The organism is Streptomyces noursei ATCC 11455, assembly GCF_001704275.1.
Taxonomy (GTDB): domain Bacteria; phylum Actinomycetota; class Actinomycetes; order Streptomycetales; family Streptomycetaceae; genus Streptomyces; species Streptomyces noursei.
The window spans coordinates 8,075,700-8,095,417 of record NZ_CP011533.1 but is presented as its reverse complement, the minus strand read 5'-3'; the positions used below and the strand labels follow the sequence as shown (position 1 = coordinate 8,095,417).

At 72.9% G+C, this 19,718-nt stretch carries 17 protein-coding genes; 8 read left to right on the top strand and 9 right to left on the bottom strand.

The window, feature by feature from the left end; genetic code table 11:
* Positions 1-181 precede the first annotated feature (181 nt).
* Both SNOUR_RS34610 and SNOUR_RS34605 read right to left on the bottom strand, forming a co-directional pair.
* On the bottom strand, positions 182-1,306 hold the full coding sequence (locus tag SNOUR_RS34610) for a baeRF2 domain-containing protein (protein ID WP_067355011.1): 1,125 nt from the start codon (positions 1,304-1,306) through the stop codon (positions 182-184).
* 139 nt (positions 1,307-1,445) lie between these two features.
* Positions 1,446-2,162 carry a TetR/AcrR family transcriptional regulator gene (locus tag SNOUR_RS34605; protein WP_067355009.1) on the bottom strand — a complete coding sequence of 239 codons (717 nt, stop codon included), beginning with the start codon at positions 2,160-2,162 and terminating at the stop codon, positions 1,446-1,448.
* 174 nt (positions 2,163-2,336) lie between these two features.
* Between SNOUR_RS34605 and SNOUR_RS34600 the strand changes: the two genes are divergently transcribed.
* The 4 genes from SNOUR_RS34600 to SNOUR_RS34585 all read left to right on the top strand — a co-directional run bounded on the left by SNOUR_RS34600 (position 2,337) and on the right by SNOUR_RS34585 (position 7,921).
* The gene (locus SNOUR_RS34600; RefSeq protein WP_312634511.1) at positions 2,337-3,779 is read left to right on the top strand and encodes an APC family permease; all 1,443 of its coding nucleotides are present in this window, start codon (positions 2,337-2,339) and stop codon (positions 3,777-3,779) included.
* Positions 3,780-3,878: 99 nt separating this feature from the next.
* Entirely contained in the window at positions 3,879-5,516 is a 1,638-nt protein-coding gene (locus tag SNOUR_RS34595) for an amidohydrolase (RefSeq protein WP_067355005.1), read from the top strand.
* A 278-nt stretch (positions 5,517-5,794) separates the two neighbouring features.
* Positions 5,795-6,409 (top strand): GOLPH3/VPS74 family protein, encoded by a 615-nt coding sequence (locus tag SNOUR_RS34590; protein ID WP_067355003.1) that lies wholly within the window; start codon positions 5,795-5,797, stop codon positions 6,407-6,409.
* Between the two features lie 720 nt (positions 6,410-7,129).
* A complete protein-coding gene (locus SNOUR_RS34585; RefSeq protein WP_079143050.1) occupies positions 7,130-7,921 on the top strand; it encodes an SDR family NAD(P)-dependent oxidoreductase in 792 nt (263 codons plus the stop codon).
* Here the strand turns inward: SNOUR_RS34585 and SNOUR_RS34580 are convergent.
* From SNOUR_RS34580 to SNOUR_RS34570, 3 genes are all read right to left on the bottom strand, one after another.
* Positions 7,884-8,900 (bottom strand): ATP-grasp domain-containing protein, encoded by a 1,017-nt coding sequence (locus SNOUR_RS34580; RefSeq protein WP_067355000.1) that lies wholly within the window; start codon positions 8,898-8,900, stop codon positions 7,884-7,886. The genes SNOUR_RS34585 and SNOUR_RS34580 overlap by 38 nt on opposite strands.
* A gap of 315 nt (positions 8,901-9,215) precedes the next feature.
* Positions 9,216-9,569 carry a MerR family transcriptional regulator gene (locus SNOUR_RS34575; protein WP_067354998.1) on the bottom strand — a complete coding sequence of 118 codons (354 nt, stop codon included), beginning with the start codon at positions 9,567-9,569 and terminating at the stop codon, positions 9,216-9,218.
* 103 nt (positions 9,570-9,672) lie between these two features.
* Entirely contained in the window at positions 9,673-9,978 is a 306-nt protein-coding gene (locus SNOUR_RS34570; protein WP_067354996.1) for an ArsR/SmtB family transcription factor, read from the bottom strand.
* Positions 9,979-10,081: 103 nt separating this feature from the next.
* On the opposite strand from SNOUR_RS34570, the gene SNOUR_RS34565 reads away from it, so the two are divergent.
* Positions 10,082-10,402 carry an NIPSNAP family protein gene (locus SNOUR_RS34565; protein WP_067354994.1) on the top strand — a complete coding sequence of 107 codons (321 nt, stop codon included), beginning with the start codon at positions 10,082-10,084 and terminating at the stop codon, positions 10,400-10,402.
* Positions 10,403-10,501: 99 nt separating this feature from the next.
* Positions 10,502-11,209, top strand: a complete 708-nt coding sequence (locus SNOUR_RS34560) for an SDR family NAD(P)-dependent oxidoreductase (RefSeq protein ID WP_067354992.1) — start codon at positions 10,502-10,504, stop codon at positions 11,207-11,209.
* A 150-nt stretch (positions 11,210-11,359) separates the two neighbouring features.
* On the opposite strand, the gene SNOUR_RS34555 is transcribed toward SNOUR_RS34560, so the two are convergent.
* Positions 11,360-12,775, bottom strand: a complete 1,416-nt coding sequence (locus SNOUR_RS34555) for a M64 family metallopeptidase (RefSeq protein ID WP_312634501.1) — start codon at positions 12,773-12,775, stop codon at positions 11,360-11,362.
* Positions 12,776-13,190: 415 nt separating this feature from the next.
* On the opposite strand from SNOUR_RS34555, the gene SNOUR_RS34550 reads away from it, so the two are divergent.
* Entirely contained in the window at positions 13,191-13,976 is a 786-nt protein-coding gene (locus tag SNOUR_RS34550; RefSeq protein ID WP_067354986.1) for an amidohydrolase family protein, read from the top strand.
* An 18-nt stretch (positions 13,977-13,994) separates the two neighbouring features.
* Here SNOUR_RS34550 and SNOUR_RS34545 read toward each other — a convergent pair whose 3' ends face one another.
* The 3 genes from SNOUR_RS34545 to SNOUR_RS34540 all read right to left on the bottom strand — a co-directional run bounded on the left by SNOUR_RS34545 (position 13,995) and on the right by SNOUR_RS34540 (position 16,474).
* On the bottom strand, positions 13,995-15,317 hold the full coding sequence (locus SNOUR_RS34545) for a cytochrome P450 (protein ID WP_067354983.1): 1,323 nt from the start codon (positions 15,315-15,317) through the stop codon (positions 13,995-13,997).
* A 353-nt stretch (positions 15,318-15,670) separates the two neighbouring features.
* Entirely contained in the window at positions 15,671-15,841 is a 171-nt protein-coding gene (locus SNOUR_RS47320) for a hypothetical protein (protein ID WP_167390785.1), read from the bottom strand.
* A 195-nt stretch (positions 15,842-16,036) separates the two neighbouring features.
* The gene (locus SNOUR_RS34540; RefSeq protein WP_376738558.1) at positions 16,037-16,474 is read right to left on the bottom strand and encodes a LysR substrate-binding domain-containing protein; all 438 of its coding nucleotides are present in this window, start codon (positions 16,472-16,474) and stop codon (positions 16,037-16,039) included.
* Positions 16,475-17,087: 613 nt separating this feature from the next.
* Between SNOUR_RS34540 and SNOUR_RS34535 the strand changes: the two genes are divergently transcribed.
* Complete coding sequence (locus SNOUR_RS34535) at positions 17,088-19,673, top strand: ATP-dependent Clp protease ATP-binding subunit (protein WP_067354980.1); 2,586 nt, start codon at positions 17,088-17,090, stop codon at positions 19,671-19,673.
* Positions 19,674-19,718: the final 45 nt, after the last annotated feature.

Here is a 19,718-nt window from a genome sequence, read left to right as displayed (position 1 = left end):
GCGCGGCCTGCGCGGACCGGCCGGCCGACCCGCCGTGCGCACCGCGCCTGACTGTCAGTTCTACGACCCGGCGAGGCGGCGCACCGCGTCGTCCGGGCCAGACGGGTGAGCGGGCGGCGGTCCGCGTTACCGGGCCGCGGGACGGCGTATCGGGCGGCTCCCCGGGCCCCGGGGCCGCCGCTCAGAGCCGGAGCAGGCGGGCGAAGTAGGGGGTGCGCTCCGGACCGGCGTACCGCAGCAGCGCGCCCAACCCGTCGGCCAGCGACAGTTGCTGCTCCGGCACCACGACCAGTCCCGCGCCGGTGCGCACCGCGGCGCGGATCACGGCGGCGGGCGCGGGGCCGGTACGGAAGCCGAGCGCGCCGTACGGGGCCAGTGCCGCGTCGCACGGGTCGAGCGGCGCCCCGCCGGCGTCCACATGGAGGCGCATCGCGAGATCCAGGGGGACGCTGAGCAGCAGCGAGCTGACCTGGGAACGGCGCAACGCGGCCACCACGCTGCACAGGCCCTCGACGGCGCCGTGCCGGCTGGTCCGGCGGGCCCGGAACAGGTCGAGCCGGGCCCGGTCGGCGATCCGGAGCTGTCCCTGGAACGCCTCGGTGAGCTCCCGTTCCATCAGGGCCCGGCCGGGCGGCGCCGGGTAGCCGTCGCCGCCGCTGGTCACGAGGCGTTTGCGCCAGCGTTCTGCGAGGTGGTCGGCGAGCGCGTTGCGGGCCCGGGTGATCCCGCCCAGCACGATCGTCTCGGCATCGGTGCGGCATGCCAGTTCGGCGATGCGGGCGGCGGCCAGCCCGGCCCCGTCGGTCCAGCCCGCGGCGGGGCCGCTCATCAGGTGGCAGACGCCCGGCGCGACGGCACTGCTCGGCCACGTCCCGGCCTGGAAGGCCACTTCCCATCCGTCCGGGGGCTCCGGTCGCGGGCGCGGCGTGCTGTGCACGGTGGCGGCGACGTAGCAGATGTCCGGGGCGTGCTGGAGAGCCAGCGGCATCAGGTCGGGCAGCGGGGTGAACTCGGCCTCGTCGTGCGCCGGCGGCTCGGGAAGCTCCACGGTCAGCACCACCCGCCCGCGGCTGGCGACGATCGCCTGGCCGTGTCGGCCGGCGATCTCCCGGTCATCGCCCGCGACGGCCGCCAGGGCGTCCACCGTGGCGCCGTCGGCGCCCTGTTCCACGAGCGTCTGGCAGACCTGCCGCCTGCGGAGCGCCAGCGCCTGCTCCGGCTCGTCGGCGTCGCGTGATGTGTCGAGATAGGCGCAGGCGTACGGTCCCCCACTCGCGTACACCGCATTCAGGAAGGCCAGGTCCACGATGCCTCCACGCGCTGTGTCGGTCGGCTGCCTGGTGTTCTTCCCTCCCAGTAGAGCCCCAAGGCACCGGGGCCGCGCGCCGAGACCGGGCGCGCCCGGCGGCACCGCACGTCCGCGGACCGAGGCCGCCGGGGCCCGCTCAGTCCGCCTGCCCGGCCGGCCCCGGCAGGCGGGCCGCGACGGCCTCCAACAGCAGTTCCAACGCGTACGGATAGCCGCTGCGGCGCATCTCGGCGGCGAGCCGGGAGGCGGTCGCGGCGATGTGCGGGTGGGTGTCCGCCGGCAGCCGTCCGTAGTCGGCCTGCCAGACCTCGCGGTCGGCGGCCTGTGCGGCGGCGGGCAGGGCCAGGGCCGCCGCGTCCAGGGCCGCGAAGCCCAGGCTCTGGTCGACGAAGGCGTGGTAGACGCGGACCGCTTCGGGGTCCGGGAAGCCCGCGCGGCGGAGCACTCCGAGGATCGCCTCGACGGCGCGGGTCTCGTGGGTGCGCCCGGTGGTGCGGTGCGCGGCCAGCAGCGCCGCCTGGGGGTGTGCCTGGTAGGCGCGGTGGATGCGCAGGCCGATCTCGCGCAGGTCGGCGCGCCAGTCGCCGGTGGGCCGCCAGCCGTGCTGGGCGCGCCCGATCAGCTCGTCGGCGAGGGCGAGGAGCAGGTCGTCGGTGTTGCGGAAGTAGCGGTAGATCGCGCTGGGGTCGGCGCCGAGCGCGGCGCCCAGCCGCCGCACCGTCAGCGCCTCGGCGCCGTGCTGGGCGACCAGCCGCAGCGCGGTGTCGACGATCAGCTGTCGGGAGAGGACGACGCCCTGCCTGGTCGGCCTCCGGCGTCGCCGCTGCGGCTCGGGAACCACTCGTTCGGCCATGGCCCCGCACCTTATGACAACGTCATTGACGTGTGAAGTGCGCGAGGGCTTTCATGTCCAGCCAACCGGCCATCCGGTCGGATTCCACACGAGTACGGCGGTGATCCATTGACAGCCAAGGTCAAGGGCACGAGCACGGGCCGGGGAACGGAAAGCGGCGACCGTCCGGCCGCCATGGAACGGTCGCTCGGGGTCGGTGGCGCCGTGGTGATCGCCGCGTCGAGCACCGCGGCCACCAGCAGCATCGGCATCGGTCTGGGCCTGATGGCCGGGGTCGTCGGTCTGCACCTGCCGGCGATCATGCTGGTGGCCTTCCTGCCGGTGCTCGCCATCGCCGGCGCGTACGGGCGCCTCAACCGCGTCGAACCCGACGCCGGCAGCAGCTACCGCTGGGTGGGGCGCATCCTCAACCCCTGGTTGGGCTTCCTGACCGGCTGGGTCAACGTCGTCGGCACCGTCGTCTTCATGGCCTACACCACCGCCGTCACCGGCTCGGCCGTGCTCCAGCTCCTCGGCGAGGCCGCCGTCCACCGCGTCGGCGGCCTCGCGCTCGACCCGGACTCCACGCTCCAGTCGACCCTGATCGGCCTGGTCGTCCTGATCGCCGCCGCCCTGGTCGCCGTCCGGGGCCTCGACCTCGCCGCCCGGCTCCAGCGGTATCTGCTGGTCTTCGAGTACGCGGTGCTGCTCGGCTTCTGCGGCTACGGCCTGATAGCCGGCGACCAGCCGTTCTCGATGGAGTGGTTCGACCCGTTCGCCCTCCCCTCGCTGGAGGCGCTCGCCCAGGGCATGGTGCTGGCGGTGTTCTGCTACTGGGGCTTCGAATCGGTCTTCAGCGTCGGCGAGGAGGTCCGCACCGCGCGGGACGCCTCCCGCGGCGGCTTCCTGGCCCTGGCGATCATGATGCTGCTCTTCGTCTTCGCCGGCACCGCCTTCCAACGGGTGCTCCCGTTGGGCGAGTTGGCCGACAACGGCGCGCACGGGCTCACCTACTTCGGCGCCAAACTGGCCCATCAGCCGCTCGCCGCACTGCCGTTGATCGCCCTGACCTTCTCGGCAGCGGCGTCGCTCCAGGCCGCGGTCATCCCCACGGCGCGCGGGATGTACGCGATGGGCCGCGACGGCACGCTCGGCCGGGTGTGGACCCGGCTCCACCCCCGCTACCGGACGCCCGCCGCCGGCACCCTGCTGATCACCGCGATCGCGAGCGTCCTCGCGGTGCTGTCGCTGGTCATCCCGACCGTCGGCGCGCTGATCTCCGCCGCGGTCAACGCCATCGGCATCGTCGTCGCGCTCTACTACGCCCTCACCGCGCTCGCCGCCGCGGTGCACTTCCGCGCGCTGCTGCGCACCGCGCCCGCCGAGGCGCTGCGCGTCGTCGTGGCACCACTGCTCGGCGCGCTCGTCCTGCTCGCCGTCGGCGGATACCTCTCCTGGGACTTCTACCGGTCGACGGACCACTTCGAACTCGCCGCCGACAACGGCTGGTTCGAGCTCGCGGTGGTCGCGTTGATGCTCGTCTCGGGCCTGCTGGCCGCCGCCTGGTCCCGCTGGCACCGGCGCGCCCCGTACTTCACCGGGCGGCCGGACCAGGGGGCGCCGGCACCGACCGAATAACCGCCCCCCGATCCGCCTCCCCCTGTACTGCTTGTATCGCCGTACCGCCGTACCGCCGCGGACCGCACCCGGTCCGCCGACCCGACTGGAGTACCCTCCATGCCCAAGGCCGACCTGGTCTTCACCCACGGCCCCGTGCACACCGGGGACGCCGCCCGTACCCGGGCCAGCAGCCTGGCCGTCACCGGCGAGCGGATCACCGCCGTCGGCCACGACGAGGTCCGGGAGCTGATCGGCCCCGGAACCGAAGTGGTCGACCTCAGCGGCAAGTTGCTGCTGCCCGGCTTCCAGGACGCACACGTCCACGCCGTCTTCGGCGGCCTGGAGCTCGCCGAGTGCGACCTCACCGGAACGAACGACGCCGAAGCCTCCCTGCGGCGGATCCGCGAGTTCGCCGACGCCCACCCCGAGCGGACCTGGATCACCGGCGGCGGCTGGTCGCTGGAGAGCTTCGCCGGCGGCCTGCCGACCCGCCAACTCCTCGACTCCGTGGTACCGGACCGCCCGGTCTACCTCCCCAACCGCGACCACCACGGCGCCTGGGTCAACACCCGCGCGCTCGAACTGGCCGGTATCACCAAGGACACCCCCGACCCGTCCGACGGCCGGATCGAGCGCGAGAGCGACGGCACGCCGAGCGGTGTCCTCCAGGAGGGCGCCACCGGCCTGTTCGCCGCGCTCCTGCCGCAGCGGACCGCCGCTGACCGCCTGGCCGGCCTGCTGCGCGCCCAGGAACTGCTGCACTCCCTCGGCATCACCGGCTGGCAGGACGCCCTGCTCGGCGCCTTCCACGGGCAGGCCGACCCGTCGGACGCCTATCTGACCGCCGCCCGCGAGGGCAGCCTGACCGCGCGTGTCACCGGCGCGCTCTGGTGGGACCGCGCCCGCGACGCCGAGCAGATCCCCGAACTCATCGCGCGGCGGGCCGAGTTGGCCCACGGAAGGTTCCGGGCCGGCGCGGTCAAGATCATGCAGGACGGCATCGCCGAGAACTTCACCGCCGCCATGACCAGCCCCTACCTCGACGCCTGCGGCTGTGCGACCACCAAAACCGGCCTGAGCTTCGTCGACCCCACGGCGCTGCGCCAGTACGTCACCGCACTCGACGCACTGGACTTCCAGGTCCACTTCCACGCCCTCGGCGACCGCGCCGTCCGCGAGGCCCTCGACGCCATCGAGGCGGCCCGCGCGGCCAACGGCCGCCGCACCGCCCGGCACCACCTCGCCCACCTCCAGGTCGTCCACCCCGACGACCTCGACCGCTTCGCCCGACTGGGCGCCATCGCCAACATCCAGCCGCTCTGGGCCGCCCACGAACCCCAGATGGACGAGCTGACCATCCCCTTCCTCGGTCCCGAACGCGCCGGCTGGCAGTACCCGTTCGGCGCCCTGCTGCGGGCCGGCGCCACCCTCGCGGCCGGCAGCGACTGGCCCGTCAGCAGCCCCGACCCGCTCGCCGGCCTCCATGTCGCCGTCAACCGCCAGGAGCCCGACGCCACCGACGACCGGGTCTTCCTCCCCGAGCAGCGCCTCGACCTCACGACCGCCGTCGCCGCCTACACCGCGGGCTCGGCGCACGTCAACGGCCTCGACGACGCCGGCACGCTCCAGGTCGGCCACCTCGCCGACCTGGTCGTCCTCGACCGGGACATCTTCACCGCCCCGCCCCAGGAGATCGGCCGGGCCACCGTCCTCCAGACGTACGTCGGCGGGGCACGGGTGTACGCGGCCGACTGACCCGGGCCGCACCCGAAACCGCGGCGCGGGCGGAAGGGGGCCGGTGGTCGTCGACCCGGCCCCCGCGCCCCTTCCGCCGGCCCTTCGGCGCGCACGATCGGGCCGGAGCTGGTCTGCTGGAGGAGGAGGACGGGGGCCCGGACGCCGGCGTGCGCCGGCCGAGGACGACGCGACATCTCCGACATCTCCAGGTCACCGCCGGCGGCGGGCCCCGGGACCGCCGGGTGTGACGTGCGGAACGACCCCTTCGACCCTCCGGATCGAGGCGAACCTGAGCGATGAGCACCGCACGGGACCTGATGATCACCGCCGTGGACGTGGCGCCCGGCCACCCCGTGGAACAGGGCGACCTGTCACTGGCGCTCGCCGGGGCCGAGGTGATCGACCTGCTCGCTGCCCAGGCCCTCACCCTGGACGACGATCGCATCGTGCCGGGCTTCCGCCCCACCACGGACGATCCCCTGCTGGACCGGGCCGCGGCGGACCTGGTCCGCGAGACGCCCTACGAGCCGGTCGAGGACTGGCTGTGGCGCCGCGGCCGCGGCCTGTCCGCGACCTATCTGGCGACCCTGGAAGCGGAAGGGCTGCTCAGTCGGCAGCGCCGCCGCGGGATCCCCCTGCGGGCCGGCCAGATCGTGCTGGCCGATTCGCCGCAGCGACGCACCGCGGCACACCGCCGGGCCTCCGACGAGCCCGTCCTGACCGCCCTCACGGCGGCCCTCGGGCTCCGCGGCGAGGACCGGACGGAGGCCGCGGACCCCCCGGGTGTCGGCGACGACGCCGTGGACACCGTGCTGGCCGCCGTCCACGGCGCGCTGATGCACCTGGAGGCCATGCGGCAACGGCGCGCGATCGAGCAGGCCGCCTTCGACAACATCTGGCGCGGCGACTGACGCGGGCCGCGGAAGGCCGCCGGCAGGCCGGCGGAGCGCCGCGCCTCTCGTGCCATTTCCGTCAGGATGGCCGAACTCTTCCGCATCCACCGTTTAGTGGTCGTCTATCCGTTCAGGGTTAGCTGTCCGTGAGCGCTTGACCGCGATGAGCGGTCAACGGCTCCGAGTACGGGGGCGAAGCGATCCGACGACCGCTCTCCAGCGGTCGTCGGGACGCCTGTTCAGCACGGCACCACCGACGGTGGTCGTGAAGTGCCCCCGATTCCACATGCGAATCAAGGGGGACCTGTGATCTCGAAAACGAAGAAGGCCGCGCGTTCCGTGGGCGTGGCGTTCGCCGCAGCCGCCACCCTCACCCTGGCCGTGCCGACCGGCGACGCGTTCGCCATCGACCACATCGAATGACGGGGCGACAGATCGATTGCCAGGACGGCCATTTGGTCGACCGTCCGTCCTGGTCACCGCCCCAGGTCGGGCGAGCGTGAAAGTTCCGTAGCGGGAATCCGCTCGCACCCGGGCCACTGGTGCCAGCCGCTCCTCCCAGGCGTGGCCGGCACCAGTCGGAGGCGTACGCCCGCCCGCATCCCGTGATCCCGTGCGCCCTGTCATGCCGGACTTCGGGCGTTGTACGGTTTTTGCTCGACATGCGCCACTTTCCCAACGGACGCTCTTCGGCCGCGTCGTTGGGGCCCGCGCACCCGCCGACAGGGGAGCTCGCCTGTGGCTGACCGGCCCTATCCCTACCGATCCGCGCTGATCACCGGCGCCTCCAGCGGCATCGGAACGGCCATGGCCCGGCAGTTGGCGGCCCGGGGCGTCACCCTGGTGCTCGTCGCCCGCCGGGAGCCGCTGCTGCGCGACCTCGCCGAGGAACTGCGCCGCGCGCACGGCGTCGAGGTGGAGGTCCTGCCGGCGGACCTCACCGACGCCGCACAGCTGACGCGGGTGGAGGCCCGTCTGACCGACGCGGCCCGGCCGGTCGAACTCCTGGTCAACAACGCCGGTTCCGGGGCGGCGGGCGTCTTCGCCAACCTCCCGGTGGACCACGAGGAGGCCACGGTACGGCTGAACAGCCAGGCAGCGGTGCGGCTCACCCGGTGCGTGCTGTCGCGGATGCGGGCGGACGGGCACGGCGGAATCCTCAACGTCTCGTCCCTCACGGGCGAGTTGCCCTCGCCGTCGCTGGCCACCTACTCCGCGACCAAGGCGTTCCTCACCCACTTCTCGGAGGCCCTGGCCATCGAGAACCGCGGCGCGGGCATCCACGTCTCCGCGCTGCTGCCCGGCTTGACCAGAACCGACTACTTCGCCTCGAACGGCCTCACCGCCGCCTGGGTGCCGGGGTTCTGCTGGCTGGCGGCGGAGCAGGTCGCCGCCGCCGGCCTCAAGGCCGTCGCGGCCGGCAGCGGGCGTTGCGTGCCCGGGGTTCCCTACAAGGTCGCGGCGGCGCTGCTCCCCCTCACTCCCCGCCCCCTCAAACGAGCCCTGGGACGCTACCTCTGGCATCGGTGAGGCCGCCCGCGCCGCCTCCCGCCGCGGTCGCCCGGCCGGTGGCGGCATCCCCGCCCGGCGCCCCGGTCCCGGCCAGGAGCTTCTCGACGGCGGCGAGGATCGCGGGGATCACCGTGGTCATACGGGGCCGCCAGCCGGGCACCGCATTGACCTCGCAGAGGGTGTGGCCGCCGTCGGCGGTGAAGAGCAGATCGACCCCGGCGACGGTCAGACCGAGCGCGCGGGCGGCCCGGACCGCCAGGGCCTCGCCCTCCGGATAGCGGCCCGGACACAGCTCGGCGGAGGCGCCCCGGGCGAGGTTGGAGGCCAGGGACCCGTCGCGGGAGCTGCGGATCTGCGCCGCGACCGGCTCGCCGTCCACGACGATCACCCGCAGATCCCGTCCGTGGGAGGGGGCGACGTACTCCTGGAGGATCAGCGGCACGTCCTGGGCGAGGCTGCCCGACAGCGACTGCAGCAGCTCCGCGTCCGGGGCCAGGAACACATGCGCGCCGTTGCGCCCGTTGACGCTCTTCACCACGCACGGCGTCTCGACCTGAGGGCTGCGCACCACTCCGGCGAAGGGCGCGGTGGCATACGACAGGGAATCGGGCACCGGCAGTCCGGCGGAGACCAGCTCCTGCAACTGCCAGATCTTGTTGCCGCAGCGTTGGTGGGCCGTCGCCGAGTTGATCAGGACGGCCCCCATGTGCTCGAGGTGCCGGAGCAGGGTCAGTTCGCGGTGCTGCGCCATGGAGCCGGGCGTCTGCCGCACCAGGACGACCTTGGGTGGCGGGATGTCCTGGCCGCCCAGGTTCTGCAGCGTCAAACGGCTGTCCCGCACGCCGAAGAGGAGCTCGTCGGAATGCCAGACGGCGAAGCGCGGCCCGTACGCTTCCTCCAGTGCCTGGCCCAGGGCCCGGGTCGCCCTCATCAGCGGCGCCGGGTGTTCCCGCGCCAGCACCCAGACCTCGGCCGGTGCGTCGATCGCCCACGGCATCCCCTGCTCCTCTTCCCTAGCTGACCGCTGGAGCCGGCAGGAGCCTCTCCCGGCCCGACCGGCAAACGTTCGGCACGCCCTACGCCGGACCGCACCTCCGCTTGCCCGCGACGATCCGCGAGCCCGACGCCCCGAGCGTAATGGTGGCGCAGGGCCTGACAGGGTGTGACCGGCCATGGAGCCGCGAGTGGGGCCCACGTGGACGGACGGACCGACCGCCCCGCCCTCCGGGCGAACGGCGGCGCTTCGCGGCCACGACCAGGGCGCCGCGGAGATCCGTCAGAAGCGCCCTGGGCCTGTCCGATGGGTCAGGCCCTAGACGGTCCGTTCGGTGGCGTCGATCGCCCGGCGCAGGGTCAGCCGGGCCTGCGCCAATTCCTCGGCGCGCCGGTCGAGGTGGGCGAGCTGGGCGCGGAGCTTGTCCAGGACCCCGGGGCAGGGGCGCAGCGAACCGTCCGCCAGGCCGCACGGCAGCACCTGCCGGATCAGGGTGGTGGGCAGTCCGGCCGCGAGCAGGGCCCGGATCTGACGGACCCTCTGCTCGGCCGCGTCGTCGTAGTCGCGGTAGCCGTTGGCGAGTCGGCGCGAGGCGAGCAGGCCCACGCGCTCGTAGTACCGGAGCAGGCGCTCGCTCGTTCCGGTGCGCCTCGCCAGTTGCCCGATCAGCATCGCTCCCGCTCCCCGTCCGGGTCGGCCTTGCCCCGACGCCAGGCACCAACACCGTTCGCCGCTCCGGCATTCCCCCGCCACGCGGCCCGATGGCGGCCCGGCGTCAGGCGTCCGCGTCGAGGGTGAGCACGGTGCGCAGCAGGTCCGGGAACCGCTCGTCGAATTCGGGGCGCAGCGAGACCCAGCAGCGGGTGCCCTCCGGCCGGCTGTGGGTGATGCCGCCCTGGCGGAGCTTCTTGATGTGGTGGCTGAGCGTGGACTGTGAGACGCCCAGGTCGAAGTCGCCGGCCGGGTGTTCCCGGCCGTCGGTCAGTACGCGCACGATCGCCCGGCGGGTCGGATCGGCCAGCGCGGCGAGAGCGTCGGACAGCGAGACCGAGGACAGCTGCGGATGGTCGAGGGAGCGCATGGCGCCAGTGTAGGCATTACATCGATGATCGACGAACATCGATGTATGGTCGGACGGAAGCCCGGACAACGACCACCGCACGAGACAGCGACAGGGGAGCGTCATGATCGTCGACCATCGCGTGTACACCATCCGGCCCACCCGCGTGGCGGACTGGGTGGCGCTCTACCGAGAGAAGGGCTACCCGCTCCAGGAGCGGTACCTCGGCCGGTGCGTGGGGTGGTACGTCCCGGTCGAGGGCCGGCACGACCAGGTCGTCCACCTCTGGGCCTACGAGGACCAGGCCGACCGGGAACGCCGCCGGACGGCGCTGTACGCCGACCCGGAGTGGCAGGCATATCTGGCCGAAATGAAACGTGCGGACCTGCTGCTCACCATGGAGAACCGGATCCTCGCACCGACCGACTTCTCCCCCGTGCCGTGACCACCGCGGCACGGGCCGCCGGCGGGCCTGCCCGGTAGCGCCGATCCCAGGACGAGGAAACCACTGGCCGACCGCGCCGCCCGGCGGGAACCTGGAGGGATGACGACAACGCTGATCACCGGAGCGAACAAGGGCCTCGGCTTCGAGACCGCGCGCCGCCTCGTCGCCGCGGGCCACACCGTCTACCTCGGCAGCCGCGACGCCGAGCGCGGGCGCCGGGCCGCCGAGCAGTCGGGGGCGCGGATGGTGCTCCTCGACGTCACCGACGTCGCGTCCGTCGACGCGGCGGCGAAGACCATCGAGGCGGACGGCGGACTGGACGTGCTGATCAACAACGCCGGAGTCGAAGTGCGGGGGCCGGACGGCGGGGTGGCCGGCGCCGCGGACGTGACCGCCGACATCATGCGGCAGGTGTTCGAGACCAACGTCTTCGGCATGGTGCGCGTCAGCCATGCCTTCCTGCCGCTGCTGCGGCGGTCCGCGGCGCCGGTCGTGGTCAACGTCAGCAGCGGCCTGGCCTCACTGACCCGCGCCACCACCCCGGACGCGCCGGGGTACGCCTACCCGGGCGTCGCCTATCCGGCGTCGAAGGCCGCGGTCAACATGATCACGGTGCAGTACGCCAAGGCGTTCCCGAACATCCGGATCAATGCGGTGGAGCCCGGTTACACCGCGACCGACCTGAACGCACACGCCGGCACGCAGACCGTCGAGGAGGGCGCCGAGATCATCGTCCGTATGGCGCAGGTGACGCCCGACGGCCCGACCGGCGGCTACTTCGACGCCGCGGGCCCACTCCCGTGGTGAGCTGACGGCTCGCAGGGCACGAGGGCGCGACGACGGACGCCGCCGGGCAGGCACCGCCGGGCAGGCACCCCACGCACGGCTGGACGGGGACTCCGCCACCCCGCCCAGCCGTCGTCCGGTCCGTCGGTGTCCGGACTGCCGGCGTCCGAACTACCGCGCGCCGTCCGGTCTCGCCGCGGCCCGGTTGGTGGCGTCCACGGCGGCCCCTCGGCCGCTCTGCACGGTCCAACTGGTGGAGCCGGTCAGGGAGGTGCGGACGGCGGGGTCGCGCACCGCGTTGGTGGCGTCGGTGACGGTCGCCGTCAGCCGGTGGGCGCCGCGGCCCAGCGTCAACTCGCCGATCGCCACCCGGTCGCGGTCGCGCTGGCGGCGCAGTTCCTTCCCGTCGAGATACCAGCGGACGGTCACCTTGCCGTGCGCGGTGTCGTTCGCCCGGGGCAGCGCCAGGCGGGCCGTGCTGCTCCAGGTCCGGGCGTCGCCGACCGGGACGGCCGGCTTGGCGTGCCGGTAGAAGCCGGCGATCATGGCTTCGGCGCCCGGCAGGTTGAAGGGCTTGCCCAGGGTGCGCATCAGGGAGTTGTCGGTGGGGCGGTACAGCCCCTTGACGTAGTAGTTGCCGCCCTCGTACGCGCCGACGGCCCCGCCGTCCGGCGAGGTCGCGCCAAGCCAGCGGTACCACTTGGCGTGCGCGCCGGCCATCGCGTCCGCGGTCAGCACGGACGAGTTGGCCTGCGGCATCTCCGGCCCGGTGTACTGCTCGTACTCCGGCACGCCGGGGTAGAAGTACTCGTCGGCGAGCTTGCCGAGGGAGTGGCCGGTCTCGTGGACGGCGACCTGGCTGGAGTCCTTGTTGTGGGCGGAGAAGGTGGCGATGCCGTCGTAGCCGAGGGTCGGACTGGCCTCGTTGTAGCCGGCGCCGCCGTACTTGGTGCTGTTGGCGAGCACGACCACCAGGTCGGCCTGCGGCGCCTTGGCGACGTAGGAGTCGACCTTCCGCTGGTCGATGCAGAGCAGTCGCTCGGTGCCGTCGCACCAGAAGTGCGCACCGAGGGCGGTGTTGCGGACGACGTCCTGACCGGGGTCGCCGCTGACTCCGCTCTCCGCCGAGACGGCGTCGACGGTCCAGACGTTGAAGAGCTTCTGGTACGTGCGGTAGGGCTCCACGCCCAGGAAGTCGTTCCACTTCTCCTTGACGTCGAGGTGGAACTGGTCGAGTTGGTCCGCGGTGTAGCCGTCACCGATGACGACGACGTCGAGGCGGTCCTTGGTGTCGCCGTTGTCGATCACCTTGGTGACCTGCCCGTCGGCTGCCCGACCCGGGCCCGTCAAGGCCGCCTTCGGGGTGTGGAAAGTCCGCGGGACGGAACGGTAACCCGCTCCGGCCTCGCCACCGGCGGGGCCGGGGACTTCGACCCGGACCCGGTGCGGGCCGGGGGCTTCCGCCCCGACCGACTGGGGGCCGGGGGCCGCCACGGCGGAGGCGGAAAGACTCACGAACGCCAGAACGCAGGCACCCACGGCGGCGCCCACCGGTCTCATCCGACGCACGGCTATCGGTATGTGCACGAAGTGCTCCTCTTTCCCCGCTACTTGATGGCTTGCCGGTCGACTCCGAGCCGAGTTGACGCGGTCGGCCGGAACGCCAGGCAACGATGGCACGGAACGTCCGACCGATCGACGTGGAGTCGTCGGGAGCGGTCGCGAAGTGAATCCGCGCGCGGGGTGTGAAAAGACCGCGGGGACATGGCGCGGCCTGCGGGGGCCGCCCGCCCCCGCACCCGACCTCCGGGGGAAATTTCACAGGCGCACGCACCGATCCCGACGTCCGCTCCGCCCCGGTCCAGCCCAATCCATATCTCCCCCTCCCCACTCGGCTTGACCTTGTCACGGTGTCAACCTTCGACACTTGCGCCACGGCGACCGCACTCCCCCGCGGCCGCCCGAACCGCTCCGCCCGTTTCCCTCCGACCAGGAGAATTCCTTGATCATCGACGCGCACAGCCACGTCCACGACCCCGTGCACAGCCACCTCGCCCTGCTCGACGAGGCCGGGGTCGACCGCGCCGTGCTCTTCGGCACCCGTCCACACCCCGAACGGGCCACCGATCTGGCCTCGTTGCGCCGCGAGATGAGCGTGTTGCACGAGACGATCGGCGGGCGGTCCGACGCCCCGGAGGGCTACCGGGCCGCACGGCGGGAACTCGAAGCGGCCTGCGCGGCCCACCCCGACCGCTTCCTCGGCTTCGGCAAGGTACGTCTGGACCTGACGGTGCGGCAGACAGCGGCCGAGGTCGAACGGGAGGTGGTGGGCCGGGGTTTCCGCGGCATCGGTGAGCTCACCCCGCCCCCGGACGGAGCCGGTCGGATCGAGCCGGTGCTCCAGGCGGCCGCCGACCACCGTGGACTGCCGGTCGTCGTCCACGGCTTCGCCCCGACCACCGCGGGTGACCTGGCGACGCTGGCCGGCCTGGCGCGCCGCTATCCGACCGTCCCACTGGTGATCAGCCAACTGGGCGGGCTGAACTGGCTGACGGCGATCGAGCTGGCCCGCCAGAACCCGAACATCTACCTGGAGCTGTCGACGGCGCACATCATCTTCGCCGTACGACTGGCCATCACCGAGGTGCCCGAGCGGACGATGTTCGGATCGGACGCCCCGTACGGCGACCCGGTCCTCGCCCGCGCCACCGTCGAACGCGTCACCCGGCCGGGCACCTTGCGCGATCGCGTACTGGGCGACACCCTCGCGGAACTGCTCGGGCTGTGACGGCCTTTGGGCCGCGACCTACCCGGAGGCCCTCGGGCTGACGCGCATCCGGATGTCGTCGGCCGCCCAGAGGACGAACCGCTCGATCGGCGTCACCTCGTGCCCCGGTACCGGCCGGAACCGGAAGCGCTTGAGCAGTACGGCCAGCACCAACGTGGCCTCGACCATGGCCAGGGCGGCCCCCTCGCAGCCGCGCGGCCCGAACCCGAAGGGGATGTGGGCCAGCCCGGGTCGTGCGGCCGCCTCGTCCGGCGTGAACCGCTCGGGCGCGAACTTCTCTGGCTCGGGCCAGTGTTCGGGGTTCATGTGGACGGCCCAGAACGGACAGAAGAGCGTCGCCCCGGCCGGGATCGTGTAGTCGCCCAGCCGCAGGGGTTCGGTCGTCTCCCGCGCGCCGTACGGGCCGGGCGGGTAGAGCCGCATCGCTTCCTTGAGGGTCATGTCCAGATACGTGAGACGGCGGAGGTCGGCGTACTCGGGCGCCGCGCGGTCGCCGAGTACGCGGTCCAACTCGTCCGTGACGCGGGCCGCCACGTCGGGATGCCGCCCCACCAGATACAGCGTCCACGAGACGGCCACCCCGGTCGTGTGGTGGGCGGCCAGCATCGTCATCATGACGGTGTCGCGGATCCGCGCGGGCCGCTCGCCGGCCGCCACCATCGCCCCGATCAGATCGCTCCGGTCGATCCGGTCGCTGGTCCGATGCGCGCTGACCACCCGGTCCACCGTCGCCCGCAGGGAGGCGAGGGCCTTCTCCGCCCGCTCGGCACGCCCGTCCCGGGCGCCACTGCCGGGCGGCTCGTACAGCCGTCCCAGATGCTCGGTGAGCACCTCCTCGAACGCGGCGACGACGCCGTCCGGGTCCGCGAGGTCGCCGCCCAGCGCGAACGCGCAGATCATCCGCAGGGACAGCGCGGTCAGGTCCTTCTGCAACGCGACGGGCTCACCGTCGGCCCGCTCCGCCCAGCGGTCGGCGAGCGCCGTGGTCAGCGCGGTGAACTGCGCGAAGTGCCGCTGGTGGGACGGGCGTCCGGCGAGCACCGACAGCAGCAGGTGCCGCCAGGGGGCGTGCTCGTCGGCCGGCAGCACCTGGAGGTTGCCGGCCTCGCACAGCGGGTCCAGGAAGGCGAACAACCGCTCCGGCCGCTCGTCGAGGTGAGCCGTGGCCTCCAGCAGCACGGGGTCGGCGACCGACACCGCCAACTCCGCACCCGGCAGCTGGAACCGCACGACCGGTCCGTACTCCGCGTGCAGCCGTAACTGATAGGTGTGCAGCCCGCCGGCCGCCGCGATGGCGCCGGCCCCACCGTCGGCCCGGGGCTCCGGACCCGGGATGTTCATGGCCGACCCGGCCGCCCGACCACCCGCTTCACAGGATTCCACCGCTGCTCCTCCCACGCCGGCGACCGGATCCCGTTCCCCACCGCCCCATGACGCCCCGTCATGGATCCCTCTCCACGGATTGATTCCAGTGCAACACCGCCACCGGCCCCTTGCCCAGTCCCACACCCCAGGCATTCCGACGAAGCCGACCATCCCCGCCGTCCCACCCGCGTCGATTCCTGCGGTGACCATTCCGGCCGTGCGGCGTTGGTCCTGGAGACCGGTGGGTGGGGTCGGGGATGTACGTCGCCGTGGTTGGGCCCGACGCACATCCCCGACCGGCGCGCCCCGGCCCGTCCGGACAACAGGCGTCAGTGGTCGCCGGTCGCCCGAAGGCCGCCCGCGATCCGCTGCCACTTCGCGAACACCTGCGGCCGCTCGTCAGCCGGCGCCCGATCCATCTCGTCGTCGAAGCGCCGGGCGAGGGACGGGCTGGCGAGCGCCTCACGAATACGCTCGATGGTCCATGGCATGATGCTCATACCTTCCTCCCTTTCCGGCATTGTGAAGCTTTCAAAGATAGCGGCCCGATCGGGCCCTTGAACGCCTTTCCCCCGGCAGCAACCCGAAGGGGCGAATCACCGGGAGCGACGGCCGAGCCGAACGCCGCCCCACGGGCCGCACACAAGACCCCGAAGAACGGCCCCGCCTGCCGGGGCTGGGCTGGGCTGCGGTCGTCACGTGGCCGATCGGTGCGGTCGGACATGGGTGGGCGTGTCGTCTCGTTCCAGGACCGCCTGGACGGAGTCGCGGATGCGGGAACGCAGCCACTGATGGGCGGGGTCGGCTTCGTCGCGTGGGTGCCAGGCCAGGGAGAGCTCCAGCGGGGGCAGGGCAAAGGGCAGTTCACGGGTGACCAGGCCGAGGGTGCGCACGTTGGTCCGGTACTGGCGCCAGGGGAAGAAGCCGATCACATCGTGCCGGTTGGCCAGCATCAGCAGCGTGGCGGCGAACGTCGGGGCGACGACGGCGGCGCGACGGCCGAGACCCCGCGCGGCCAGGGCGTCGTCCAGCGGTCCGTGCAGCCGGCCGCGGCGCGAGGTGACGATGTGTCTGGCATCGGCCACCCGCTCGGCGGTGAGATCGCCCGCGGCCAGGGGGTGGTCGGGGCGCATGACCATGACGGTGTGGTCGGTGGCCTCGGCGCTGTCCTGGGCCGTCAGTCAGGCGGCTCGGGGCCATGGCTCAGGAGCATCCGGCGCCGGGTGGGGCAAGCGTTGGCGGCCAGCCGTGCGCGATGGAGCGGCTTGGGGCGATCGCCCACTCCGATGGCACACCGTGACCGTCGCTCGGTACGGGCATACAGAGCCCCCTCCCCCTCGCCCCGCTCCGACCTGTGTGCCGTGCACCGGAGGTACCGGCAAGGGAGCGATCCGGCCGCCTGGCTGCCCGGCGCGCCACGTCGGGCCGGGGCGGCGGCGCCATTCGGGGGAGTACCCCGGGCGGAGCGTTCGGGCGGGGGCCCGGGCGGAGCGTTCGGGGGCTCCGCCAGGGGCGGGGCACGGGGGCGGCCCGTGGGGTGGCGCAGGCGGGCGGGTCGCTCGGGCGGCCGGTGGGGCCCGGGTGGGGAGGTGCCGGAGGTGCGAACGGACCCGGTGGCGTCGATCCTGAAGCAGAGGAGTCGCACGTCGCGGCGACGACGCACCGGGCGACAGTACCGGGAGTGAGCACGAGGTACCTGACTAGGCAGCGTGTCGCGGCACCGTCGTGACAGCGGAACGGACGCACATGAGCAACGGATCCCTGGGTCCGGAGGGTTATGGCCCGGACTCGTTTGGTGACTTCCTCGCGCGGTTCTTCGGGCGTTCCGCGCAGTCGCCGGGTGAGGAGGGGGGCACCGCCATGCCGCGGCAGGCGGACATCGCCCGGCTGATGAGCGGGCCGGCCCGGGATCTGGTGACCTCCGCCGCCGCGTACGCCGCCGAACACGGCAGTCCCGAGCTGGGCACCGAGCACCTGCTGCGGGCGGCGCTCAGCGCGGAGCCGACCCGGAGCCTGATGCGGCAGTCGGGGGCGGATCCGGATGCGCTGGCCGCCGAGATCGACCGCAACGCCGGGTCCGGACCGCTGCAGAAGAGCGTCGCGGTGACCCCGGCGGTCAAGCGGGCGCTGCTGGGGGCGCACGAGCTGGCGCGCGGCACGGGGGCGTCGTACATCGGGCCGGAGCACGTGCTGGAGGCGCTGGCCGCGAATCCGGACTCGGCGGCCGGCCGGATCCTGCACCTCGCGCACTTCGACCCGCAGGCGTCCACGGGCGGGCACGGCGGTGGCGGGACGCACCAGCCGTCGGGGGCGGGGGCCGAGCACGGTCCCGCGCCGCATCACGAGACGCCGACGCTGGACAAGTACAGCCGGGATCTGACGGACCTGGCCCGGGCCGGCCGGATCGATCCGGTCATCGGGCGGGAGGAGCAGATCGAGCAGACCATTGAGGTGCTGTCGCGGCGTGGAAAGAACAATCCGGTGCTGGTCGGCGACGCCGGCGTGGGCAAGACCGCGATCGTGGAGGGGCTGGCGCAGCGGCTGGCCGACGGGGAGGTGCCCGAGACGCTGGCCGGGCGGCGGATCGTGGCGCTGGACCTGACCGCGGTGGTGGCCGGCACCCGCTACCGCGGTGACTTCGAGGAGCGGATGAACAACATCATCGAGGAGGTCCGGGCGCACTCCGACTCGCTGATCGTCTTCATCGACGAGCTGCACACGGTGGTGGGGGCGGGCGGCGGTACCGGGGAGGGCGGTGCGCTGGAGGCCAGCAACATGCTCAAGCCGGCGCTGGCGCGCGGTGAACTGCATGTGATCGGCGCGAGCACGCTGGAGGAGTACCGGCGGTACATCGAGAAGGACGCCGCGCTGGCCCGCCGCTTCCAGCCGATCCTGGTGCCCGAGCCGACGGTGCCCGACACGGTGCAGATCCTGCGCGGTCTCCAGGACCGCTACGAGGCCCACCACCAGGTGCGGTACGCCAACGAGGCGGTGCTGGCGGCGGTGGAGCTGTCGGACCGCTACATCACCGACCGGTTCCTGCCGGACAAGGCGATCGACCTGCTCGACCAGGCCGGCGCCCGGGTGCGGCTGCGGTCGGCCACCAAGACTCCCAACGTGCGCGATCTGGAGCGCGAGGTGGAGCAGCTGGGCCGGGACAAGGACCAGGCGGTCGCCTCGGAGCAGTACGAGCGGGCCACCGAGCTGCGGGACCGGATCACCGCGCTCACCGAGCGGATCCGCAACGTCCAGGAGGAGACGCAGCAGGAGCGGCCGGTGGGCGGCGACGGGCGGATCGTGGAGGTGACCGCCGAGGACATCGCGGAGATCGTGTCGCGGCAGACGGGGGTTCCGGTGAGCAGTCTGACCGAGGAGGAGAAGGATCGGCTGCTGGGGCTGGAGGGGCGGCTGCAGACCCGGGTGATCGGGCAGAGCGACGCGGTGACGGCGGTGTCGGAGGCGGTGCTGCGGTCGCGGGCCGGTCTGGCCGACCCGAACCGGCCGATCGGCAGCTTCCTCTTCCTCGGCCCTACCGGGGTGGGCAAGACCGAGTTGGCGCGGGCGCTGGCGGAGGCGCTGTTCGGCAGCGAGGACCGCATGGTGCGGCTCGACATGAGCGAGTATCAGGAGCGGCACACGGTCAGCCGGCTGATCGGCGCGCCGCCCGGATACGTCGGCCACGAGGACGCGGGGCAGCTCACCGAGGCGGTCCGCCATCACCCGTACTCCCTGCTGCTGCTCGACGAGGTGGAGAAGGCGCATCCGGACGTCTTCAACATGCTGCTCCAGGTGCTCGACGACGGGCATCTGACGGACTCTCAGGGCCGCACGGTGGACTTCAAGAACACCGTGATCGTGATGACCAGCAACCTCGGTTCGGAGGCGCTCGGCAGCGGTCGCGGGGTGCTCGGCTTCGGGACGTCCGAGGCGGGCGCGGACGACGGCGCGCGGGAGCGGGCGCTGAGCGCGCTGCGCGGGCACTTCCGGCCCGAGTTCCTCAACCGACTGGACGAGATCATCCTCTTCCGGCAGCTGACCGACGAGCAGTTGCACCAGATCACCGGGCTGCTGCTGGAGGGCACCCGCCGCAGGCTGCACGCCCAGAACATCACCGTCGACTTCTCCCCCAGCGCCGTGGACTGGCTCACCCGCCGCGGCCACCAGCCCGAATACGGTGCCCGGCCGCTGCGCCGGACCATCCAGCGGGAGATCGACAACCGGTTGTCGCGGATGCTGCTGGACGGGGCGCTGTCCGGCGGGGACCGGGTGCGGGTGGACGTCGCCGACGACGCGCTGTCGTTCCAGGCCAGTGCGGCGGAGCAGATGAAGTGAACCAGGAGAAGTGAGCTGCGCGACCGCGGGCAACGGGAGGAGTCG